This window comes from Carnobacterium inhibens subsp. inhibens DSM 13024, assembly GCF_000746825.1.
Classification (GTDB): Bacteria; Bacillota; Bacilli; order Lactobacillales; family Carnobacteriaceae; genus Carnobacterium_B; species Carnobacterium_B inhibens.
The window spans coordinates 1,142,272-1,161,896 of record NZ_JQIV01000006.1 but is presented as its reverse complement, the minus strand read 5'-3'; the positions used below and the strand labels follow the sequence as shown (position 1 = coordinate 1,161,896).

Annotated in this window: 15 protein-coding genes and 1 pseudogene; all 16 read left to right on the top strand. The window is 34.7% G+C overall.

Features of this window, described 5'->3' with window-relative positions; all coding sequences use genetic code 11:
* Window positions 1-121: 121 nt before the first annotated feature.
* Complete coding sequence (arcD, locus tag BR65_RS06645) at window positions 122-1,549, top strand: arginine-ornithine antiporter (RefSeq protein WP_023178980.1); 1,428 nt, start codon at window positions 122-124, stop codon at window positions 1,547-1,549.
* Between the two features lie 15 nt (window positions 1,550-1,564).
* Window positions 1,565-2,506, top strand: coding sequence for a carbamate kinase (arcC, locus tag BR65_RS06640; protein ID WP_034537424.1), 942 nt, complete (start codon window positions 1,565-1,567; stop codon window positions 2,504-2,506).
* A 143-nt stretch (window positions 2,507-2,649) separates the two neighbouring features.
* Complete coding sequence (locus BR65_RS06635; RefSeq protein WP_051932679.1) at window positions 2,650-3,354, top strand: Crp/Fnr family transcriptional regulator; 705 nt, start codon at window positions 2,650-2,652, stop codon at window positions 3,352-3,354.
* A gap of 211 nt (window positions 3,355-3,565) precedes the next feature.
* Window positions 3,566-4,423, top strand: coding sequence for an ROK family protein (locus BR65_RS06630; protein ID WP_034537422.1), 858 nt, complete (start codon window positions 3,566-3,568; stop codon window positions 4,421-4,423).
* Between the two features lie 34 nt (window positions 4,424-4,457).
* Window positions 4,458-5,453, top strand: coding sequence for a LacI family DNA-binding transcriptional regulator (locus tag BR65_RS06625; protein WP_034537420.1), 996 nt, complete (start codon window positions 4,458-4,460; stop codon window positions 5,451-5,453).
* Window positions 5,454-5,882: 429 nt separating this feature from the next.
* Window positions 5,883-7,262, top strand: a pseudogene (locus BR65_RS06620) (sucrose-specific PTS transporter subunit IIBC); the annotation flags it as partial.
* Window positions 7,263-7,302: 40 nt separating this feature from the next.
* Window positions 7,303-8,703, top strand: coding sequence for a glycoside hydrolase family 32 protein (locus BR65_RS06615; RefSeq protein WP_034537417.1), 1,401 nt, complete (start codon window positions 7,303-7,305; stop codon window positions 8,701-8,703).
* A 124-nt stretch (window positions 8,704-8,827) separates the two neighbouring features.
* Entirely contained in the window at window positions 8,828-9,487 is a 660-nt protein-coding gene (locus BR65_RS06610; RefSeq protein ID WP_034537416.1) for an undecaprenyl diphosphate synthase family protein, read from the top strand.
* 217 nt (window positions 9,488-9,704) lie between these two features.
* A complete protein-coding gene (locus tag BR65_RS06605) occupies window positions 9,705-10,502 on the top strand; it encodes a histidinol-phosphatase HisJ family protein (protein ID WP_034537414.1) in 798 nt (265 codons plus the stop codon).
* A gap of 161 nt (window positions 10,503-10,663) precedes the next feature.
* Window positions 10,664-12,055, top strand: a complete 1,392-nt coding sequence (locus tag BR65_RS06600) for a glycoside hydrolase family 1 protein (protein WP_023178964.1) — start codon at window positions 10,664-10,666, stop codon at window positions 12,053-12,055.
* 228 nt (window positions 12,056-12,283) lie between these two features.
* Complete coding sequence (gene celB / locus BR65_RS06595) at window positions 12,284-13,564, top strand: PTS cellobiose transporter subunit IIC (RefSeq protein ID WP_034537411.1); 1,281 nt, start codon at window positions 12,284-12,286, stop codon at window positions 13,562-13,564.
* A gap of 169 nt (window positions 13,565-13,733) precedes the next feature.
* Window positions 13,734-14,450: a GntR family transcriptional regulator gene (locus BR65_RS06590; RefSeq protein ID WP_023178961.1), complete on the top strand. Its 717-nt coding sequence runs from the start codon at window positions 13,734-13,736 to the stop codon at window positions 14,448-14,450.
* Window positions 14,451-14,484: 34 nt separating this feature from the next.
* Window positions 14,485-17,172 (top strand): sigma-54-dependent transcriptional regulator, encoded by a 2,688-nt coding sequence (locus BR65_RS06585; protein ID WP_034537408.1) that lies wholly within the window; start codon window positions 14,485-14,487, stop codon window positions 17,170-17,172.
* A 157-nt stretch (window positions 17,173-17,329) separates the two neighbouring features.
* The gene (locus tag BR65_RS06580) at window positions 17,330-17,647 is read left to right on the top strand and encodes a PTS sugar transporter subunit IIB (protein WP_023178958.1); all 318 of its coding nucleotides are present in this window, start codon (window positions 17,330-17,332) and stop codon (window positions 17,645-17,647) included.
* A 61-nt stretch (window positions 17,648-17,708) separates the two neighbouring features.
* Complete coding sequence (locus BR65_RS06575) at window positions 17,709-18,008, top strand: PTS lactose/cellobiose transporter subunit IIA (protein ID WP_285836196.1); 300 nt, start codon at window positions 17,709-17,711, stop codon at window positions 18,006-18,008.
* Between the two features lie 147 nt (window positions 18,009-18,155).
* Window positions 18,156-19,574 carry a glycoside hydrolase family 1 protein gene (locus tag BR65_RS06570; protein WP_023178954.1) on the top strand — a complete coding sequence of 473 codons (1,419 nt, stop codon included), beginning with the start codon at window positions 18,156-18,158 and terminating at the stop codon, window positions 19,572-19,574.
* The last annotated feature ends 51 nt before the right edge of the window (window positions 19,575-19,625 follow it).

Sequence of the window (19,625 nt, the reverse complement as noted above, 5' to 3'; positions counted from 1 at the left end):
GCAGTATGAACAATAAAGTATGAGGAATTTCATTTCTCATACTTTTGTTCATAGGAATCAAAGTATGAAACCTTTTCATTTCAGCTATACCGTTCATTATTAAAATGAAGGAGGAAGAACAGTGGAAGAAAAAAAAGTAGGCTTAATTCCTTTAATTGCTCTAGTTGTCGGGTCCATTATTGGTGGCGGAATTTTTAACTTAATGTCAGATATGGCAGTTGAAGCTTCAGTGGGTCCTGTAATCATCGGTTGGATCATTGCCGGTATTGGAATGGGATTTTTAGCATTTTGTTTTCAAAATTTATCTGCTAAACGCCCTGATTTGGATGCCGGTATTTATAGTTATGCAAAAGAAGGTTTTGGAAAATACATGGGATTCAATTCTGCTTGGGGCTATTGGTTATCTGCTTTCTTAGGGAATGTTGCTTACGGAACATTACTCTTCAGCTCGATTGGATACTTTTTCCCAATCTTTGAAGACGGACAGAATCTTGCTTCTGTCATCGGGGCATCCATTATGCTTTGGTTGGTTCACGCACTTATATTAAAGGGAGTCGAAACAGCTTCATTTATCAATGCGATTGTTACTGCTGCTAAATTGATTCCTTTGGCAATCTTTTTTGTAGCCATGTTTGTAGCCTTTAAATTAGATGTATTTACTGCTGATTTTTGGGGAACCATCTCAGGGAACTTCACATTTAAAGAAGTAATGGATCAAGTTCAAGGAACGATGTTAGTAACGGTTTGGGTATTTATTGGTATTGAAGGTGCGGTAGTGTTCTCTGGACGTGCCAAAGTAAAATCAGATGTCGGAAAAGCAACGATTATTGGATTAGTAACTGTTATTGCAATCTATTTGTTGACAACGATTCTATCTATGGCTGTCTTAACAAGACCAGAACTAGCAGAATTGCCTCAACCTGCAATGGCTTATTTATTAGAAAGTGTAGTTGGTAAGTGGGGTGCAATACTGATCAATATAGGGGTTATCATATCTGTTTCAGGTGCTTGGTTGGCATGGACAATGTTTGCAGCTGAACTGCCTTATCAAGCTGCGAAACAAGGGGCATTCCCAAAATTTTTTGTTAAAGAAAATAAGAATGGTGCTCCAGTCAATTCATTACTATTTACAAACGTATTGATCCAACTGTTCTTATTCACATTCTTGATCAGTTCACGTGCGTACAATTTTGCTTTTTCATTAGCATCATCAGCAATCTTGATTCCATATGCGTTTACAGCATTTTACCAGTTGAAATTGTCTTTATTGGAATCGAATGGAACTAAACGCCGTAATCAAAATATTATTATTGGGGTAGTAGCTAGTGTGTATGCTATCTGGTTAATTTATGCAGGTGGAGTAGACTACTTGTTGTTAACCATGTTGTTGTATGCACCAGGAATTATTATTTACGCTTGGGTACAAAAAGAAAATAAAGAAAAGCTCTTTACTAAAAGTGAATGGATTGCAGCAGCAGTCGTTGTGGCACTCTTTTTACTCGCTATCGTTCAAATAATCAACGGTTCAATCGATATTAGTAATATGTAGAGGAAGGTGAAAAACATGGGGAAAAGGAAAATTGTCGTAGCGTTAGGCGGAAATGCAATATTATCAAATGATGCAAGTGCGCAAGCTCAACAACAAGCTCTTGAAAAAACAGCGGAATATTTGGTTAAATTTATTGAAAATGGAGATGATCTGGTTATCTCCCATGGAAACGGCCCTCAAGTTGGCAATCTATTGTTACAACAAATTGCCATAAATAGCCCTAAGAATCCAGCAATGCCATTAGATACCTGTGTCGCAATGACTCAAGGAAGTATTGGGTATTGGATGCAAAATGCTCTTACACGTGCTTTAGAAAAAAGAAATTTAGATAAATCAGTTGTCTCGCTGATTACTCAAGTAATCGTAGATGAAACTGATCCTGCTTTTAGAAATCCAAGCAAACCCATCGGTCCGTTTTTATCTGGAGCAGAAGCTGAAATTGAAATGGAACGAACAAAAGCCGTTTTTAAAGAAGATGCAGGAAGAGGTTGGCGTAAAGTTGTTCCCTCTCCAAAGCCAATCAGTATTAAAGAACACAAAGTCATCAATCAATTGGTCGAAAATGGAATCATTCCTATTACCGTTGGCGGAGGTGGTATTCCTGTTGTGAAAAGGGGGAAGGAATTAAAAGGGATAGAAGCAGTCATTGATAAAGATTTTGCATCTCAGAAGTTGGCTGAATTGATTCAAGCAGATTTACTGATTATTCTGACGGGTGTAAATAATGTGTATGTCAATTTTAATAAACCAAATCAAAAACAATTAAATCAAGTATCGGTTGAAGAAATGAAAACCTATATTACTGAGAATCAATTTGCTGCCGGAAGCATGCTGCCAAAAGTAGAAGCAGCAATTGCATTTGTTGAAAATGCGAAAAAAGGAAAAGCTATTATTACATCCTTAGAAAATATAGAGCAAGTATTAACAGAAGGAGCTGGAACAATCATTACAAAGTAGTGTAAGCGCTATTAAAAAATGCCCATAAAAAGCAAGAAAAGCCTTTTTAAAAGAGGTTTTTTCTTGCTTTTGTGTTAAACTGATCTTGTGAAGAAATTATCTTGTGGGATGATATAGTGTACGTAAATGAAGGAGTGTTTTTGATGACCATTATTCAAAAAAAGATGACGAATTTATATGAGCTTCGTTACAGACCAGTCTTTTCAGAATTTACTGATTCAGAATTTAATCATCTCCGAAAAAATATGTATTTACGTAAATACAAAAAAGGACAAGTTTTGTTTGATGAAGGAGACATCCGAGACAAAGTATTTTATTTGTTAAATGGATTGGTCAGACTTGAAAGATATGATGAAAGTGCGTCTTATACGTATACAGATTATGTTAAAAAAGAAACGTTATTTCCTTATGGTGGTCTGTTTTCAGATGATGCTTATCATTATTCTGCGTATGCAGTGACCAATATTGAACTTTACTATATGCCTACAGGTCTCTTTGAAAGTCTAATTGCAGAGAATCCTAAACAAATGATGTACTTTTATCATAAGCTGTCTAAAATTCTTGAAAACCACGAAACCAGAGTGCAGTATATGGTCGTTTCAAGTGCTACAAATCGGATCATCAAAGCTTTAAATTATTTAATGAAAGAGTTAGGGGATTATACTAATCCAACGATGGTTAATATTCCTTACCCTATTACGATCAATGAAATAGCAGATATTAGTGGCTGTTCAAGAGAAACCGTTGGAAATACCATCAAAAAGTTAAAAGAAATGAATAAGTTGGAGTATGAGCATAAGCTCTTTATTTTTAAAGATCTGGTTTATTTTAACTCCTATACAGAGTGAAGATGGGTTTAATAATAAAACGGGTAAAGAAAATAAGAAACAGCTAAAAAAGTTCTTAAAGAAAATCTTTCTTTAAAGAGCTTTTTATTTTAGTGTTTTCCCGTATAAAAAGCTAGTTGGCTATCTAGTAGTTGTAAAAATTCTGTGGTAATATTAGGGCTAAGAAACCCTTTTCTAAAATAATTAAAGCAGACCAGTAGGAGGAAGTAGAATGATGTATGGTGCAATAGAAGCAGGCGGAACAAAATTTGTATGTGCAGTCAGTGATGAACAATTGGAAATAAAAGAACGAGTGAGTATCCCAACTACTACACCTGAAGAAACCCTTAAACAAGTCTTTGGTTTTTTTGACCAATATACGTTAACATCTATTGGAATTGGATCTTTCGGACCAATTGATGTTAATGAAAAATCAGCTACATACGGGTATGTAACATCGACCCCCAAAACAGCTTGGAAAAACTATGACTTTTTAGGTTCTGTTAAAAAGAGATATGGTATTCCAGTAGCTTGGACGACAGATGTGAACGCTGCTGCTTATGGTGAACTTAAAAGAGGAAGTGCACAAGGAACTAATAGCTGTCTTTACTTGACAATTGGAACCGGTATCGGGGGTGGAGCAGTTGTTGACGGGAAAGTATTAAGCGGATTTGGACATCCTGAAATGGGACACCTTTTAGTCAGTATGCACCCTGAAGATGATTTTGAAGGCGTTTGCCCGTACCATGGCAATTGCTTGGAAGGTGTAGCTGCAGGTCCAGCCATTGAAAAGCGTTATGGAAAAAAAGGAATGGACTTAGCTGATGATAAAAAAGTTTGGGAAATAGAAGCTTTTTATTTAGCACAAGCATTAGTCAACTATACCTTGATTCTTAGTCCAGAAAAGATTATCTTAGGTGGAGGCGTTATGAAACAAACGCAACTACTTGATTTAATCAAAAAAGAATTTGCCAATTTAATGGCTGACTACGTCAATACGCCAGCATTAGATGAGTACATCGTCACGCCTGAGCTTGAAGATAATGCTGGTATTACAGGTTGCCTATTGATGGCTATGGAAGAGAAATAAAAAAGCAAAGATCATAGAAACGTAAGGTGATAAGATGGTAACCATAAAAGATATCGCTCATAAAGCTGGAGTAGCCAAAAGTACGGTTTCCAGGTATTTGAATGGCGGATCCGTTAGTAAGAAAACCAAAGCCAAATTAGATGAAATTGTGAATGAAACTGGCTATGCACCGAATACGTTTGCGCAAAGTTTAAAAGCGAAAAAAACAAATATGATTGGAACCATCATTCCTAGATTGGATTCATTTGCAACCAATACTATTTTAGCAAGTATTGATGAAGAACTAAGGAATAAACAATATCAATTAATTATTACGAATACAAACCAAAATGTTAAACGTGAAGTAGAAAATATTTATACATTGGCAAAACAAAAAGTAGATGGGATCATCCTTTTGGCTACAGTTGTAACCCCAGCTCATCGAAAAGCTATAGCAGAAGTCAACATTCCCGTATTGCTGCTTGGCCAATCTGCAGAAGGACTGAATACGATCGTCCATCAAGAGTATGAGGCAGGATATAAGTTGGGGAGTTACGCAACAGAATTAGGGCATAAGGATTTTCTGTATTTTACCGTTCTTGAAGAAGATCAAGCAGTAGGCCAATTAAGATCAAAAGGTGTTTTAGAAGCTCTTAAAAAAAATTCAGATACAACTATTGAGATTGTTGAAGCAAATTTTTCTTTTTCAAAAGCGTATGAAAAAGCGATGAATGTGTTAGCCACAACATCGGCTACCTACGTACTTTGTGCTACAGATAATATAGCGTTAGCTGTTATGAAAGCTGCGCACACATTAGGACTTAGTATTCCGACTGACTTTTCATTATCGGGTTTTGGTGGATATGAAGTTACTTCTATCGTTACACCAACTATTACAACAGTAAAGTATCCCTATAAACAATTGGGTACTCTTTCAGTTACCAATTTAATTAAACTGATTGAAGGCGAAGATAGCATAAGTAATTTAGAGTTGCCTAATATTTTAGTTAAAAGAGAATCAACTATTGCTTATGAAAACCCTTCGATATAAATTTTATTGATTTTACTAGTAATGCATTGTCGATGAAATCAATTCACCAGTGTCAAAACATACAGTAAATTTAAAAAATAAAAATAGCCAAGTGAAAGACTCGCGAAAGAGTGCTATTACTCGGCTATTTTATTTTATAGTGTACATATGTACTTTATTCGTTACGACAACTAATCCCATACAGTAGATGTAGTGTTCATACGTACTGTATGCTTTGATTTTTTTGAAAATGGTACGTATAATGCTTTTATGTACGGTTTTCATCAACGCAATCAACCCTATATGGTAGGTATAACTGCCATATGTTTTATTTTACGTATATAAATAAAAATACGTAAAAAAAATAATATGGTTTGAGTAGACAGAGTAAAAAAAATAAGTTAGAATAAAAATAGAAACCGGTTCCAAAAACTGAAGGAGGAGAAAGTTATGTCGAATAATAAAGAAATTGCAAAAGAAGTCATTGCAGCCGTTGGAGGAGAAAAAAATATTCGTTCGGTAGCTCATTGTGCCACTCGATTACGTATTATGGTAGAGGATGAAAGTAAAATCGATAAAAATGAAGTAGAAGGCATTGAAAAAGTAAAAGGTGCATTTTACAACTCAGGACAATTTCAAATCATTTTTGGAACCGGTACCGTAAATAAAATTTATGAAGAAGTGATTGGTTTAGGAGTGAATGAAGGATCAACTGGTGAAATGAAAACAGAAGCAAAGAAGCAAGGAAATGTATTTCAACGTATGATTCGGACATTTGGTGATGTATTTGTTCCTATTGTTCCTGTCTTAGTTGCAACCGGATTGTTTATGGGATTACGAGGATTGTTGACTCAAGAGCAAGTATTAGCCGTTTTTGGAATGGTACCAGCAGATATTAGCCCTAATTTTTTATTATACACTGAAGTGTTAACGGATACAGCATTTGCGTTCTTGCCAGCACTAGTTGCTTGGTCTTCATTTAAAGTATTCGGTGGTTCTCCTGTTATTGGTATTGTATTAGGATTAATGCTTGTTAATCCTGTATTGCCAAATGCTTATGCTGTAGCAGGAGGAACAGCTGATCCTATTACGATGTTTGGGTTTATTCCAGTCGTTGGTTATCAAGGAACAGTATTGCCGGCCTTTATTGCTGGTTTTGTAGGTGCAAAGTTGGAAAGATGGCTTCGGAAATATGTACCTGAAACATTGGATTTATTGATTACGCCATTTGCGACATTATTGATCATGAGTATCTTATCGTTATTTGTTATCGGACCGGTCTTCCATTCTTTAGAAGAAGTTGTACTAAATGCAACCATTTGGATATTAGAATTGCCATTTGGTTTGGCTGGTTTAGTCCTAGGTGCAATAAATCAATTGATTGTTGTAACCGGAATTCATCACCTCTTCAATTTCTTAGAAATCCAATTATTAGCAAACACGGGTGTGAATCCGTATAACGGAATTATTACAGCCAGTGTTGCAGCACAAGGTGGAGCAACATTAGCAGTAGCGATGAAAACAAAATCTAAAAAATTAAAAGCATTAGCTTATCCTTCAACATTATCTGCTTTCTTAGGGATAACGGAGCCAGCTGTATTCGGGGTAAATTTACGTTACGTTAAGCCATTTGTCTTTGGACTAGTTGGTGGTGGAGTCGGTGGTTTCTTTGGAGACTTAGTTGGATTGGAAGCAACCGGTATGTCTCTAACCGTTATTCCAGGAACATTGCTTTACTTGAATGACCAAATTCTTCTTTATATTTTGGGTAACGTTATCGCGATCGCTGTGGCATTCACATTAACTTATCTATTTGGTTACAGTGACAAAATGAGAGAAGAAATAGAAGGCTGAAAGGACGTTTAGAACGATGGAACAAACCAATAAATTGAAGCAATACGATCTAGGTTACCATATTCGGTCACCTAAGGGATTATTAAATGATCCAAATGGTCTTGTTTACTATAAAGGAGTATATCATGTCTTCTATCAATGGAATCAAGCAGACACGACACACCAATCAAAAAGCTGGGGACATATAACAACGAAGGATTTTATCCATTGGAAGACTTATAAACCAGCATTGGAGCCTGTTGATTGGTATGATAAAGATGGATGCTACTCCGGAAGCGCCGTTGTTTTCGAGGGGGAAATTTATTTATTCTACACTGGAAATGTTAGAAGCGAGAACGGTGAACGTAAAAGCTATCAATGCTTAGCTGTTTCAGAAGACGGCATTCATTTTGAAAAGAAGGGGCCAATTCTAGAGCATCCAATAAAAGGATACACAGCACACGTTAGAGATCCTAAAGTTTGGCAAGGCAAAGAGGGCAACTGGTGGATGATACTGGGTGCACAAAAAGAAAATCTAACAGGAGACGCATTAATCTATCAATCAGCTAATTTAGTTGATTGGACCTTAGTAGGGTCTATGTTAGAAGAATCTATTTCTTTAGGGTTTATGTGGGAATGTCCGGATCTTCTAAAATTTGCTGACAGAGATATCTTTGTGTTTTCGCCTCAAGGTTTAGAAGCTGAAGGAGAAAAATACAACAACATTTATCAAAGCGGCTATTTTACAGGAGAATTTTTAGAGAATGGTACCTTTGTAAAGGATAATCAACCATTTGAAGAATTGGATCGTGGATTTGAATTTTATGCTCCGCAAACTTTTGTAGATGATGCTGGTCGTACGATTTTATATGGCTGGGTTGGAGTTATGGAACCTGAAGTTGAAGCGGCTGTTCCAACTAGGCAGCAAGGTTGGATACATGCTTTGACTATACCTAGAGAAATACGTTATGAGAATGGAAAGCTCATTCAGTACCCAATTGCTGAACTGGCGAACTTAAGAAAAGAAAATTCTACAGTCATCAAAAGTGTTGGAAATGAGGCAGTTAAAATGACTTCCCTTCAACAAGACATCTTGATTGAATGGAGTAAAGCTGCAACAGATTTTGTTTTAACAGTAAGAAATGAAGTGGAAATAAATTATCAAGCTAATAGTAAAAAATTAACCTTAATACGGACCAATTGGAAAACAAGGGGTAAAGAAGAACGAAGTGTCTTTTTAAAACGTGACCTGATGGAATTAAGGATAATGGTTGAAAGCTCATTGATTGAATTATTTTTAAATAGAGGAGAAGAAGTTTTCACCTTACGTTATTTTGTAGATGAAGATGACTTTCTATTGAGATTTAATTATTTAAAGGAAACTGCTGAAAAAACACTGACACTTTATTCTTTAGATTCGTTTGTATTAGAAAAATAATGAATCAACTTAAAAATTTCTCGAGAGACTATCTCGGGAAATTTTTTTTGAGAAAAGCTATTTATTATTCATTTTTATAGAATTCGGTTACAATAATAAGGTGGACATTTAAGGGGGGAATTTGATGAACGTATATAAACGTCTGCCTAAACACATCGGAATCATTCCAGATGGCAATAGACGATGGGCTCAAGAAAATGGACTTGAAAAGCAAGAAGGATATAAATTTGGTATAGAACCTGGTCTGGAATTATATCATCTTTGTTTAGAATTAGGTATTAAAGAAATGACATTTTATGGCTTCACAATGGACAATACTAAACGCCCAGCAGAACAGACACAAGCTTTTCAAAAAGCCTGTGTAGATGCTGTGAATAAGTTGAAAGATAGAGATGCAGATTTGTTGGTTGTCGGAAATACAAATTCCCCATTATTTCCAAAAGAATTGCTTCCTTATACTAAGAGAACTAAATTTGGCAATGGACTAATGAAAATCAACTTTCTAGTGAATTATGGCTGGAATTGGGATTTGAATTACGGTATTAAACAAATCGATTTTGACCCTAAGCAAGATAGTACAAAAATGATTGCCTCTTCAGATATCTCAAGAATGGATCTTATCATCCGATGGGGCGGTAGAAGAAGATTAAGTGGATTTTTACCGATTCAATCAATCTATTCTGATTTTTATGTCGCTGAAGAAATGTGGCCAGATTATACTATTGATCAAGTACATGCAGCTTTGCAATGGTATCAAGATCAAGATGTAACATTAGGCGGCTAAAACATTAACTAAAAAACGATCGTAAACAACGAAGTAAAAGCTAAATAAAAGACACGCGACTAAAAAAGGTGGACACTTCACTCATAGGTGTCCATCTTTTTTTTGCTAGATAAAAGATGAAAAGAAACTGCATCTGGATTAAACTGAATAAAGTCATCTAATTCAATAGAGAGAACCTTATTTTGGAGGATAAATTAAGACAAAGGAGTGTAGAATCATGTATCTTGCTGATTATCATCATCACACAGATAATTCATTTGATTCTCAAGCACAGATGAAAGAAGTATGCGAACAAGCGATAAGAAGAGGGGTGAATGAAGTTTGTTTTACGGAGCACTTTTCTGTTAACCCTAAAGTTCCTACTTATGGTCACATGGAATTTGACCGTTATTTTTCTCAGATTAACAAGTGCCGTGAATTAGTCAAAAATCAACTAGTGATTAAAGCTGGAATTGAACTATGCGAGCCGCATTTGATGAAAGAAGACTATAAAGAAGCTTTAGCAAATTTGGAAATAGATTTTATCCTAGGGTCTGTTCATAACATCAAAGAAGAAAAATTACGAACGTTTATGGCAAATAAAACGAAGGAAGAAATTCACCAAAATTATTTTGAAGAAGTTTATGCAATGGTAAGCGACGCTGACATTGATGTGATCGCACATTTAGATTTAATTAAACGCTATGCTGTAGAAACAGTAGGTAACTACGATTTTACAATTTATAGACCTATTATTGAAAAGATTTTACGCAAAGCGATCAAACGAGATATTGGAATTGAAATCAATACATCAGGATTGTCAAAAAAAGGATTAAAAGAAACTTTTCCATCAATGGATGTTTTGCGATTGTATCATTCATTGGGTGGAAAAATTTTAACGATTGGTTCTGATTCGCATCGCTCAGAAACAGTAGGATCTAATCAAGAAATAGCAATAAAAATGGCAAAAGAAGCAGGTTTTGATAAGGTATATGTATTTGAAAGAAGAACGCCGAGTACAATCAATCTTGAGTAAAATATAAAAGGAAAAACGCTCATAAATGATTGGATTCCTGTTTAATTAAAAATATAGCGCTAACATCTTGTAATCTGTTCTTTATAAATGTATAATTGTTTTATACAAATGACTAGACTTTTAGTCTAGAGGTTAAGTTAAAAAAAGGAGTGTTTAGTAGGATGAAATATGAATTTCCAGAAGGATTCTGGTGGGGATCTGCAGCTAGCGGCCCGCAAACAGAAGGCGTTTTTGAAGGCGATAACAAAGGGGATAACATTTGGGATCATTGGTACCGTGAAGAACCAGAAAAATTCTTTAATGGAGTAGGACCAGAAAAAACTTCTTACTTCTATGAAAAATATAAAGAAGATATCCAACTAATGAAAGAAACAGGTCACACAACATTTAGAACTTCTATTCAATGGAGTCGTTTGATTCCTAATGGTACAGGAGAAGTGAATCAAAAAGCTGTTGAGTTTTATAATGATGTGATCAATGAATTGCTTGCAAATGATATTGAACCATTTATTAACTTATACCACTTTGATATGCCTATGAAATTACAAGAAAAAGGCGGTTGGTTAAATCGTGAAACAGTAGATGCTTATGTAGTATTTGCTCAAACATGTTTTGAATTATTTGGCGACCGCATTAAGAAATGGTTTACACATAATGAACCTATTGTACCAGTTGAAGGTGGATACTTATATCAATTCCATTATCCAAATGAAGTGAATATGAAAAAAGCTGTTCAAGTTGCTTACCATGAAGTTCTTTCAAGTGCTAAAGCGATAAAAGTTTACCATGAAATGGATTTAGATGGAGAAATTGGAATTATTTTAAACTTAACTCCAAGCTACCCAAGAGACGAAACAAATCCTGAAGATGTAAAAGCAGCACAACTTGCCGATGCATTCTTTAACCGCTCATTCCTAGACCCTTCAGTTAAAGGTGAATTTCCAACAGATTTAGTTGAGTTATTGAAAGAAATCGATCATTTGCCTACTATTGAAGATGACGATTTAGAAATTATAAAAAATAATACTGTCGATTTGTTGGGAGTTAATTACTACCAACCTCGTCGTATCAAAGCGAAAGAATCATCAGAAAAATTAGCTGATGGTCCTATGCCAGATGATTATTTTGACAATTATATCAAACCTGACCGTAAAATGAATCCTTACCGTGGATGGGAAATTTACGAAAAAGGCGTTTATGATATTTTAACAAACCTTAGAGAAAACTATGGCAATATTCGTTGCTACATTTCTGAAAATGGAATGGGTGTAGAAGGTGAAGAAGCCTATATTAATCCTGATGGAAGTATAGAAGATGATTACCGTATCGAATTTGTAAAAGATCATTTAACTTATATGCATCAAGCCATTCAAGAAGGCAGCAATGTACAAGGGTACCATATGTGGACATGTATGGATAACTGGTCATGGACAAATGCTTATAAAAACCGTTATGGTTTTATTGCAGTAGACATCAACAATGAAGGAAAAAGAACAGTTAAGAAAAGTGGTCGTTGGTTCAAAGAAGTATCTGACGCTAACGGGTTTAACTAAAAAGTAATTCAGTATTGGATTTTCCAAATGGAAAATCCAATATTTTTTAAATAAGTTCAGTTTTTTTAAATAAAAGACTAGACATATAAAAATGTACATGCTATTATTCATATGTAATCGATTTCAAATAATTGATGAAAACTAAAAAGAGGCCTATTTTTAGTTGCTTTACAAATTCTTACCTATTTAACTTTACTTAGAAAATAAGAATAGAAAAGAGGAATACCCGTGAATGGATTTATTGATAAATTAGGGGAGAAATTACTTCCTATTGCCGGGAAACTTGGCGAAAATCGTTATCTTAAAGTTTTACGTGATGCATTTATGCTTGCTTTTCCAATTACCATGTTTGGATCAATTGTAGTTGTATTAAATAACTTGCCATTTTTCAGCGATACATTAAAAGGTAACTTAGGAAATTTATTTGGAAATGGGCAAAATGCGACAATGTCGATCATGACCATTTTTGTAACGTTCGGTATTGGTTATTATTTAAGCAAATCCTATGATGTTGAAGGCGTCTTTGGTGGGGCTGTATCATTAGCTTCGTACTTAATTTTAACACCTTTCTCAATGGTAACTGAATCTGGAGAAGCAGTAACAGGCGTGTTATCATTAGATCGTTTAGGTGCAAAAGGTATGTTCATCGGTATGATCGCAGCATTTATTGCAGCTGAGATATACACACGTATCGTTAAAAAAGGAATTGTTATCAAAATGCCTGATGGTGTTCCACCAGCAGTTGCAAATTCATTTGCAGCCTTATTACCTGCTATTATTACATTAGCAACTTTCTTATTACTAAATGCAGCAGTTTCTGGTTTCTTTGATACAAACTTGCATGATGTTGTCTATACAGCAATCCAACAACCATTAACAGCTCTTGGTAGTGGATTACCTGCTACACTGATTGCCGTGTTCTTCGTTCAATTCTTATGGTTCTTTGGATTACATGGACAAATTATTGTTAACTCAGTAATGGACCCAATCTGGAACACTTTAGCTTTAGAAAACCTTGATGCTTTCAAAGCCGGCGATGCTTTACCACATATCGTAACTAAACCATTTATGGAAATTTACACTGTTGGTATGGGTGGATCAGGAAGCACTTTAGTTGTTGTATTACTCCTTGCATTTGTTATGAAAAGCAGACAAAATAAAGATATTGGTCGCTTAGCTTTAGGACCTGCAATCTTTAACGTAAATGAACCATTGATTTTCGGTATGCCTTTAGTATTAAATGCTTCAATCTTTATTCCTTGGTTAATTGCTCCTTTAGTAACAACAGCATTCAATTATGCGGTTATGGCTGCAGGAATATTCCCGATCCCAACAGGGGTTACAGTTCCTTGGACAATACCTGTTATTATTAATGGATTCATGGCTACCAACTCATTAATGGGTGGATTACTTCAAGTAATTGATATGGCCATTATCGGATTGATTTGGTTCCCATTCCTTAAATTAGTAGATAAAGTAAATCTAAATGCTGTTTCTATGGCTGATTAAGTTTACGCTTAAAAGAAATAGTGATTAAAAAAGGAACTTGCCTCTTCGGGGTAAGTTCCTTTTTGTTAGAAAATATAATTGAAAATGAGTTTTTTTATATTAAAAGGCTAGTCTTATTTTTTTAATTAGGCTATGATGATCGTGAGTGTAATAACAAGGAGGTGCCAAAATGGTAAAGTATGAAGCGATAGCAAATGAAATAAGGAATCGCATTACAAATGGAATTTATAAAGTGGAATCTCTTATTCCCGATCAAGTGACATTATCAGAAGAATTTAGTGTTAGCAGAATGACTATAAAAAAAGCGTTAGATATCTTGGCAATGGAAGGATTGATTTACCGGCAGCGTGGTTCTGGTACTTTTGTTATGAAAAACTCTCCATTAAATGAAGAAAATGCTGCAGTTAATGAATACGATGGACTAACTAAACAAATGCAAGGCCATAAGTTAGAAAGTAAGATCATTAAATTTACAGTTGAATTTCCAAACGAAGAGATTATGGAGCATTTGATGATTGAAAAAAATATGCCGGTCTATAACCTAATTAGATTAAGAATACTTGATGATAAAGCGTATGTTTTAGAGCATACTTACATGCCAACCGATTTGGCAATAGGATTAACAGAAGATATCATTAAAGGTTCTATTTATAAATATATTCATGATGAATTAAATATAAAATTTAGTGGAGCTTATCGTAAAATTAGGGCTGATAAATCTTCTAAGTATGATCAAGAATATTTAAATTGCGGTGTCCATGACCCCGTATTAGAAGTTGAACAAATTGTTTATTTAAAAGATGGACGTCCTTTTGAGCATTCACGAAGTCGTCATCGCTATGATACCCGTAGCTTTACGTTTATAGATATGAACCAAAAATTTTAAAAGAAAACATTAATCAAAGTAAGGGGGAGGCAAAGTGACAAACAATCGTAAAAAAGTAGTGCTAGATTACTTAAATGAATTAAATAAAGCTGTCACAGCCAAAGATATTGCACTGGCATTATCTTTAGATCGGGCAAATATCAGTCGTTACTTAAATGAATTGTATAAAGAAAACCAAATTAATAAGATACCAGGTCGTCCAGTTTTGTATCAAGCATTTCCACTAAACGAAGTACATCAAAAAGAAAAAATGGATCAAATAGCTTTTTCTCGTCTGATTGGTTATGAAGCCTCTTTAAAAGAAATGGTGCAGCAAGCAAAAGCGGCTATTTTATATCCCCCTAATGGGTTGCATACGATTATTTTTGGACAAACGGGTACTGGGAAATCATTATTTGCAGAATGTATGTATCAATATGCTGTGGAATCAAATGCATTATCTACAGATGCTCCTTTTATTACTTATAATTGTGCTGATTATGCTCAAAACCCACAATTACTATTTGGGCACATTTTTGGTGTGAAAAAAGGTTCTTATACTGGTGCTACTCAAGACCGAACAGGATTGCTTCACCAAGCAAATAATGGCATTTTATTTCTAGATGAAATTCATCGATTACCGCCTGAAGGTCAAGAGATGTTATTTACATTTATTGATAAAGGCATTTATCGTCCACTAGGTGAAAGCAATGAAACGTATCATGCAAATGTATTGATCATTGGAGCAACAACAGAAAAATCAGATGTTTTGTTGTCAACCTTTACTCGTAGGATACCGATGGCAATCACGCTACCTGAGTTAGCTGAACGGACCATTGAAGAGCGGTATGAATTGATCGATAGTTTTTTAAAACAAGAATCTCAACGTCTCAACCAAAAGATAACGATTGAAAGAGAAGTCTTACTAGCTTTTATGTTGTACCAACCAGAAGGCAATATTGGACAATTTCAAAGAGATTTAAAACTTGTTTGTGCTAAAGCCTTTTTGAATTTTAGAACAAAAAAAAGTTTAGTTTTAAAAATAGACCAAAAAGATCTGCCACTTCAAGTTCAAAAAGGATTGCTGTCCATAAAAGAGATGCCCAAACCTATGGAACGATTGATACAACAAGATAAAGCAGAATTTACGTATCAACCTTTAAATGAAGGAACTGAGCAGCAAGTTGAAACAGCTATGGATTCCACAACTGCAAAGAATCTTGTGAAAAAAACGAATAAGAATGTGTTGGGAAACTATCAAATGGAAGGTCAAGGTCATAAAGAACAAAAGACGTATTTTAATGAATATGTAAAAAACTTATCAGCAACATCAGATATACGTCATCATATGATTGATCCAATTTTAAAAGAACTCGTTAAACAAATGTATGAAGTGGCGAAAAAGCGACTTGATCGTTCTTATTCAACTAAAATTGAGTTTGCGTTTGCTTTGCATTTACAAAGTGCATTGGAACGGATTGAAGAGAACCAACTAATCGACTTTCCTAATTTAAATGAAATTCGAAAGAATTACCCTAAAGAATTTCAGGTGGCCATTGATTTGTCTGCTATGATCGAAGAAATGTATTCCATTGAGATCCCTTTTGAAGAAATCGGTTTTATCACGTTATTTTTAACTAAACAAGAAGAAACAGAGATCAGTCAAAAACAAGAAAAAACAACAGCTATTATGGTTTTGATGCATGGAAAAACAACGGCCAGCAGTATGTTGGAAACGGTAAAGGAACTATTAGAAACATCGGTGGGTATTGCTATTAATATGCCATTGTCTATGAAAGTTCAAGTAATGTACAATCGTGTGCGTCAAACGATTATGGAAGACAAAGAAGTGTACCAACAAGGTTTATTGATACTGACCGACATGGGTTCTTTAAATACATTTGGAAATATGCTGGCAGAAGATTTAGGGTTAAGAATAAAGACATTGCCGATGGTGAGTACTCCAGTTGTTTTAGAGGCAGTGAGAATGGCTAGCATTGGACGCACACTAGAAGATATTTACCAAAGTTGTCAAACCGTATTGAAGAGCAGTACAAAACAACTGACGTTAATGGACGCAAAGAAAAAGAAAGCCATATTGGTTACTTGTTTTACCGGTGAAGGAGTGGCTAAAAAATTAGAGCAACGCATTCGTCCAATATTGGACACTGACAATGTCAGCATCATTCCGTTGCAATTTTTACATCGTGAAGCGTTTAATCAACGAATTGACCAATTAATGGAAACGTATGACATTAAAGCAATAGTAGGAACGGTAGAATTTGACTACCAAAATATTCCTTTTTATACAGCCTATGATATTTTTAATGATGAAAAATTACAATTGTTAAAAAACCAAGTTGAAGAAGAGCTTCCAATCAATGAAATGATCCAATCTTTAACGGGAACATTAGAAAAAGTAGGATCGGTTCAACAATTGATGCATTTCTTACAAAAATTGATGCAACAGTTAAAGAATGAGTTGAATATTATGATTCCAGCAGGTGTTGAAACAGGAATGATGTTGCATATTGCATTTTTGATAGAAGGACTGAAAACCGGAACAATCTTGCGCAAGTTTTCTGATTTAGATGAATACGCTAAGAAAAATCGAATGACCATGGATGTTATCAAAGTAACCTTGATTCCATTAGAAAAACAATATCAGATCGCTATTCCAGAAGATGAAATAGCTTATATTGCTCAGATGATTATTGAAAATAAAGTTAAATTTCATCTTTAAAAGTACACACTAAAATAGTGTGTACTTTTTTTGTTCGAGTGTGTAATGAAAACGATTGAAAGAAAAGGCTTTCTGAATAGGTTTTCATTTATAAAAGTTGGCACGCTTATTGCAATATAATAAGTGTAAAGCAAATAAAACATTGGAGTGATAAATAATGGCAGAAAAAACAATTATGTTAGTATGTTCAGCAGGTATGAGTACAAGTTTATTGGTGACTAAAATGCAAGCAGCTTCAAAAGCTCGTGAAATGGATACAGAAATTTTCGCAGTATCTGCAGCAGAAGCTGATAAACACATTGCAAGTAAAAACATCGACGTTCTGTTATTAGGACCTCAAGTTCGATTTATGAAAGGCCAATTTGAAAAGAAATTAGCTGACAAGAATATTCCTTTAGATATTATCAACATGCAAGATTACGGTAAAATGAACGGTGAAAATGTATTAAACCAAGCTCTTGAATTAATGAAATAATTAGTTACGGTTATGGAAAGGAAGTTTTGAAGTGGGACAAGCAATAGATATAGAAACAATCATGGGTTTGATTATTCATGGAGGAAATGCTAAAAGTGATGCAATGGAAGCTATTCATGCTGCAAAAAAAGATGATTTTGCATTAGCAGCTGAAAAATTGGAATCGTCAGATAAATCATTAGTTGAAGCTCATCATGCTCAAACGAGTTTGTTAACACAAGAAGCTTCTGGTGAAGCAATGACAGTTTCTTTATTAGCTGTGCACAGCCAAGATCATTTGATGAATGCTATTACATTTAAAGATCTAGCATCTGAAGTTGTAGACGTATACAAAAAACTTGCAGGAGTAGCAATCGACTAAATGTAAGTTCATATGTGTTCATAAAAAGTCATAAAACTTTATTTTATGACTTTTTATTGTCTAGTAAGCTCGAAGAATAATACTTATCATTTTAAATTAGATGACTATCGGTTTTTAGATGAAAATGTAAATGAAGGAGCGTATAAATTGAAAAAAACTATTCCAGAGAATTTTATTATCGGTGCTGGGTCTTCAGCATGGCAAACAGAAGGATGGAAAGGCAAAAAAGAAGGACAAGATTCGTATCTTGATACATGGTATAAAAACGAACGCCATGTCTGGCATGAAGGGTATGGACCCGGTGTTGCAACAAATTTTTATGAACGTTACCAAGATGATATTGATTTAATGAAAGAAATTGGCTTAACTCATTTTAGAACGTCTATCAATTGGTCGAGATTCTTTACGAACTATGAAACGTTAGAAGTAGATGAAGACTACGCTTCATTCATTGACCGTTTTGTAGACAGTTTGATTGAAGCAGGGGTTGTACCTATGCTTTGTTTAGAACATTATGAACTTCCTACTTATTTGCTAGATAAGTATGAGGGTTGGAGTTCTAAAAAAGTTGTAGAATTGTTTACGCAATATGCGGAAATTGTATTTGATCGTTATGCAGACCGCGTGAAATATTGGTTTACATTTAATGAACCAGTGGTTATCCAAACACGGACCTACTTAGATGCTATCCGTTATCCACATGAGCAAAATACTAAAAAATGGATGCAATGGAATTACCATAAAGTTTTGGCAACAGCAAAAGTTGTTGAAGTGTACCATAGAAATAACTACGATGGACAGATCGGTGTTGTCCTTAATCCAGAAGTAACCTATCCAAGATCTTCCTCAGAAGCAGATAAAAAAGCAGCAGAAATGTATGATCTATTTTTCAATCGAATTTATTTAGATCCGTTGGTTAAAGGAACTTACCCTGAAGAATTGTTCCCGCTTTTAGAAAAGCACGATATCCTATTTGACTATACAAAAGACGAACTGGATATTATTGCACAAAATACTGTAGATTATCTAGGGATCAATTTGTATTACCCTAATCGTGTGAAGGCACCAAGTCATCAATGGAATGAACAAACTCCATTCCACCCAGCGTATTATTATGATCATTTTGAATTGCCTGGACGCAAAATGAACAAATCAAGAGGATGGGAAATTTATCCTCAAATGATGGTTGATTTTGGGATGCGCATAAAAAATGAGTATGGCAATATTCCATGGATGGTCACAGAAAATGGAATGGGTATTGAAGAAGAAGAACGATTTATGGATAGTAATGGAGTCGTGCAAGACGATTACCGCATTGAGTTCATTACAGAACATTTGAATAGTTTAATAGAAGTTACTGAAGCAGGATCAAATTGCAAAGGCTATATGCTTTGGGCCTTTACAGATTGTGTATCTCCTATGAATGCATTTAAAAACCGGTATGGCTTGGTTAGAATCGATTTAGACAATAACCGAGACCGTTCATTAAAGAAATCAGCCTTTTGGTATAAAGATTTAATTGAAAAAGGTGAATTTGATGTTCCGGATAAAACGGAAATCAAGTAAAAACGGAACGTCTTAAAAAAGTTGATAAGAATAAATAAGATAAAAATGGTA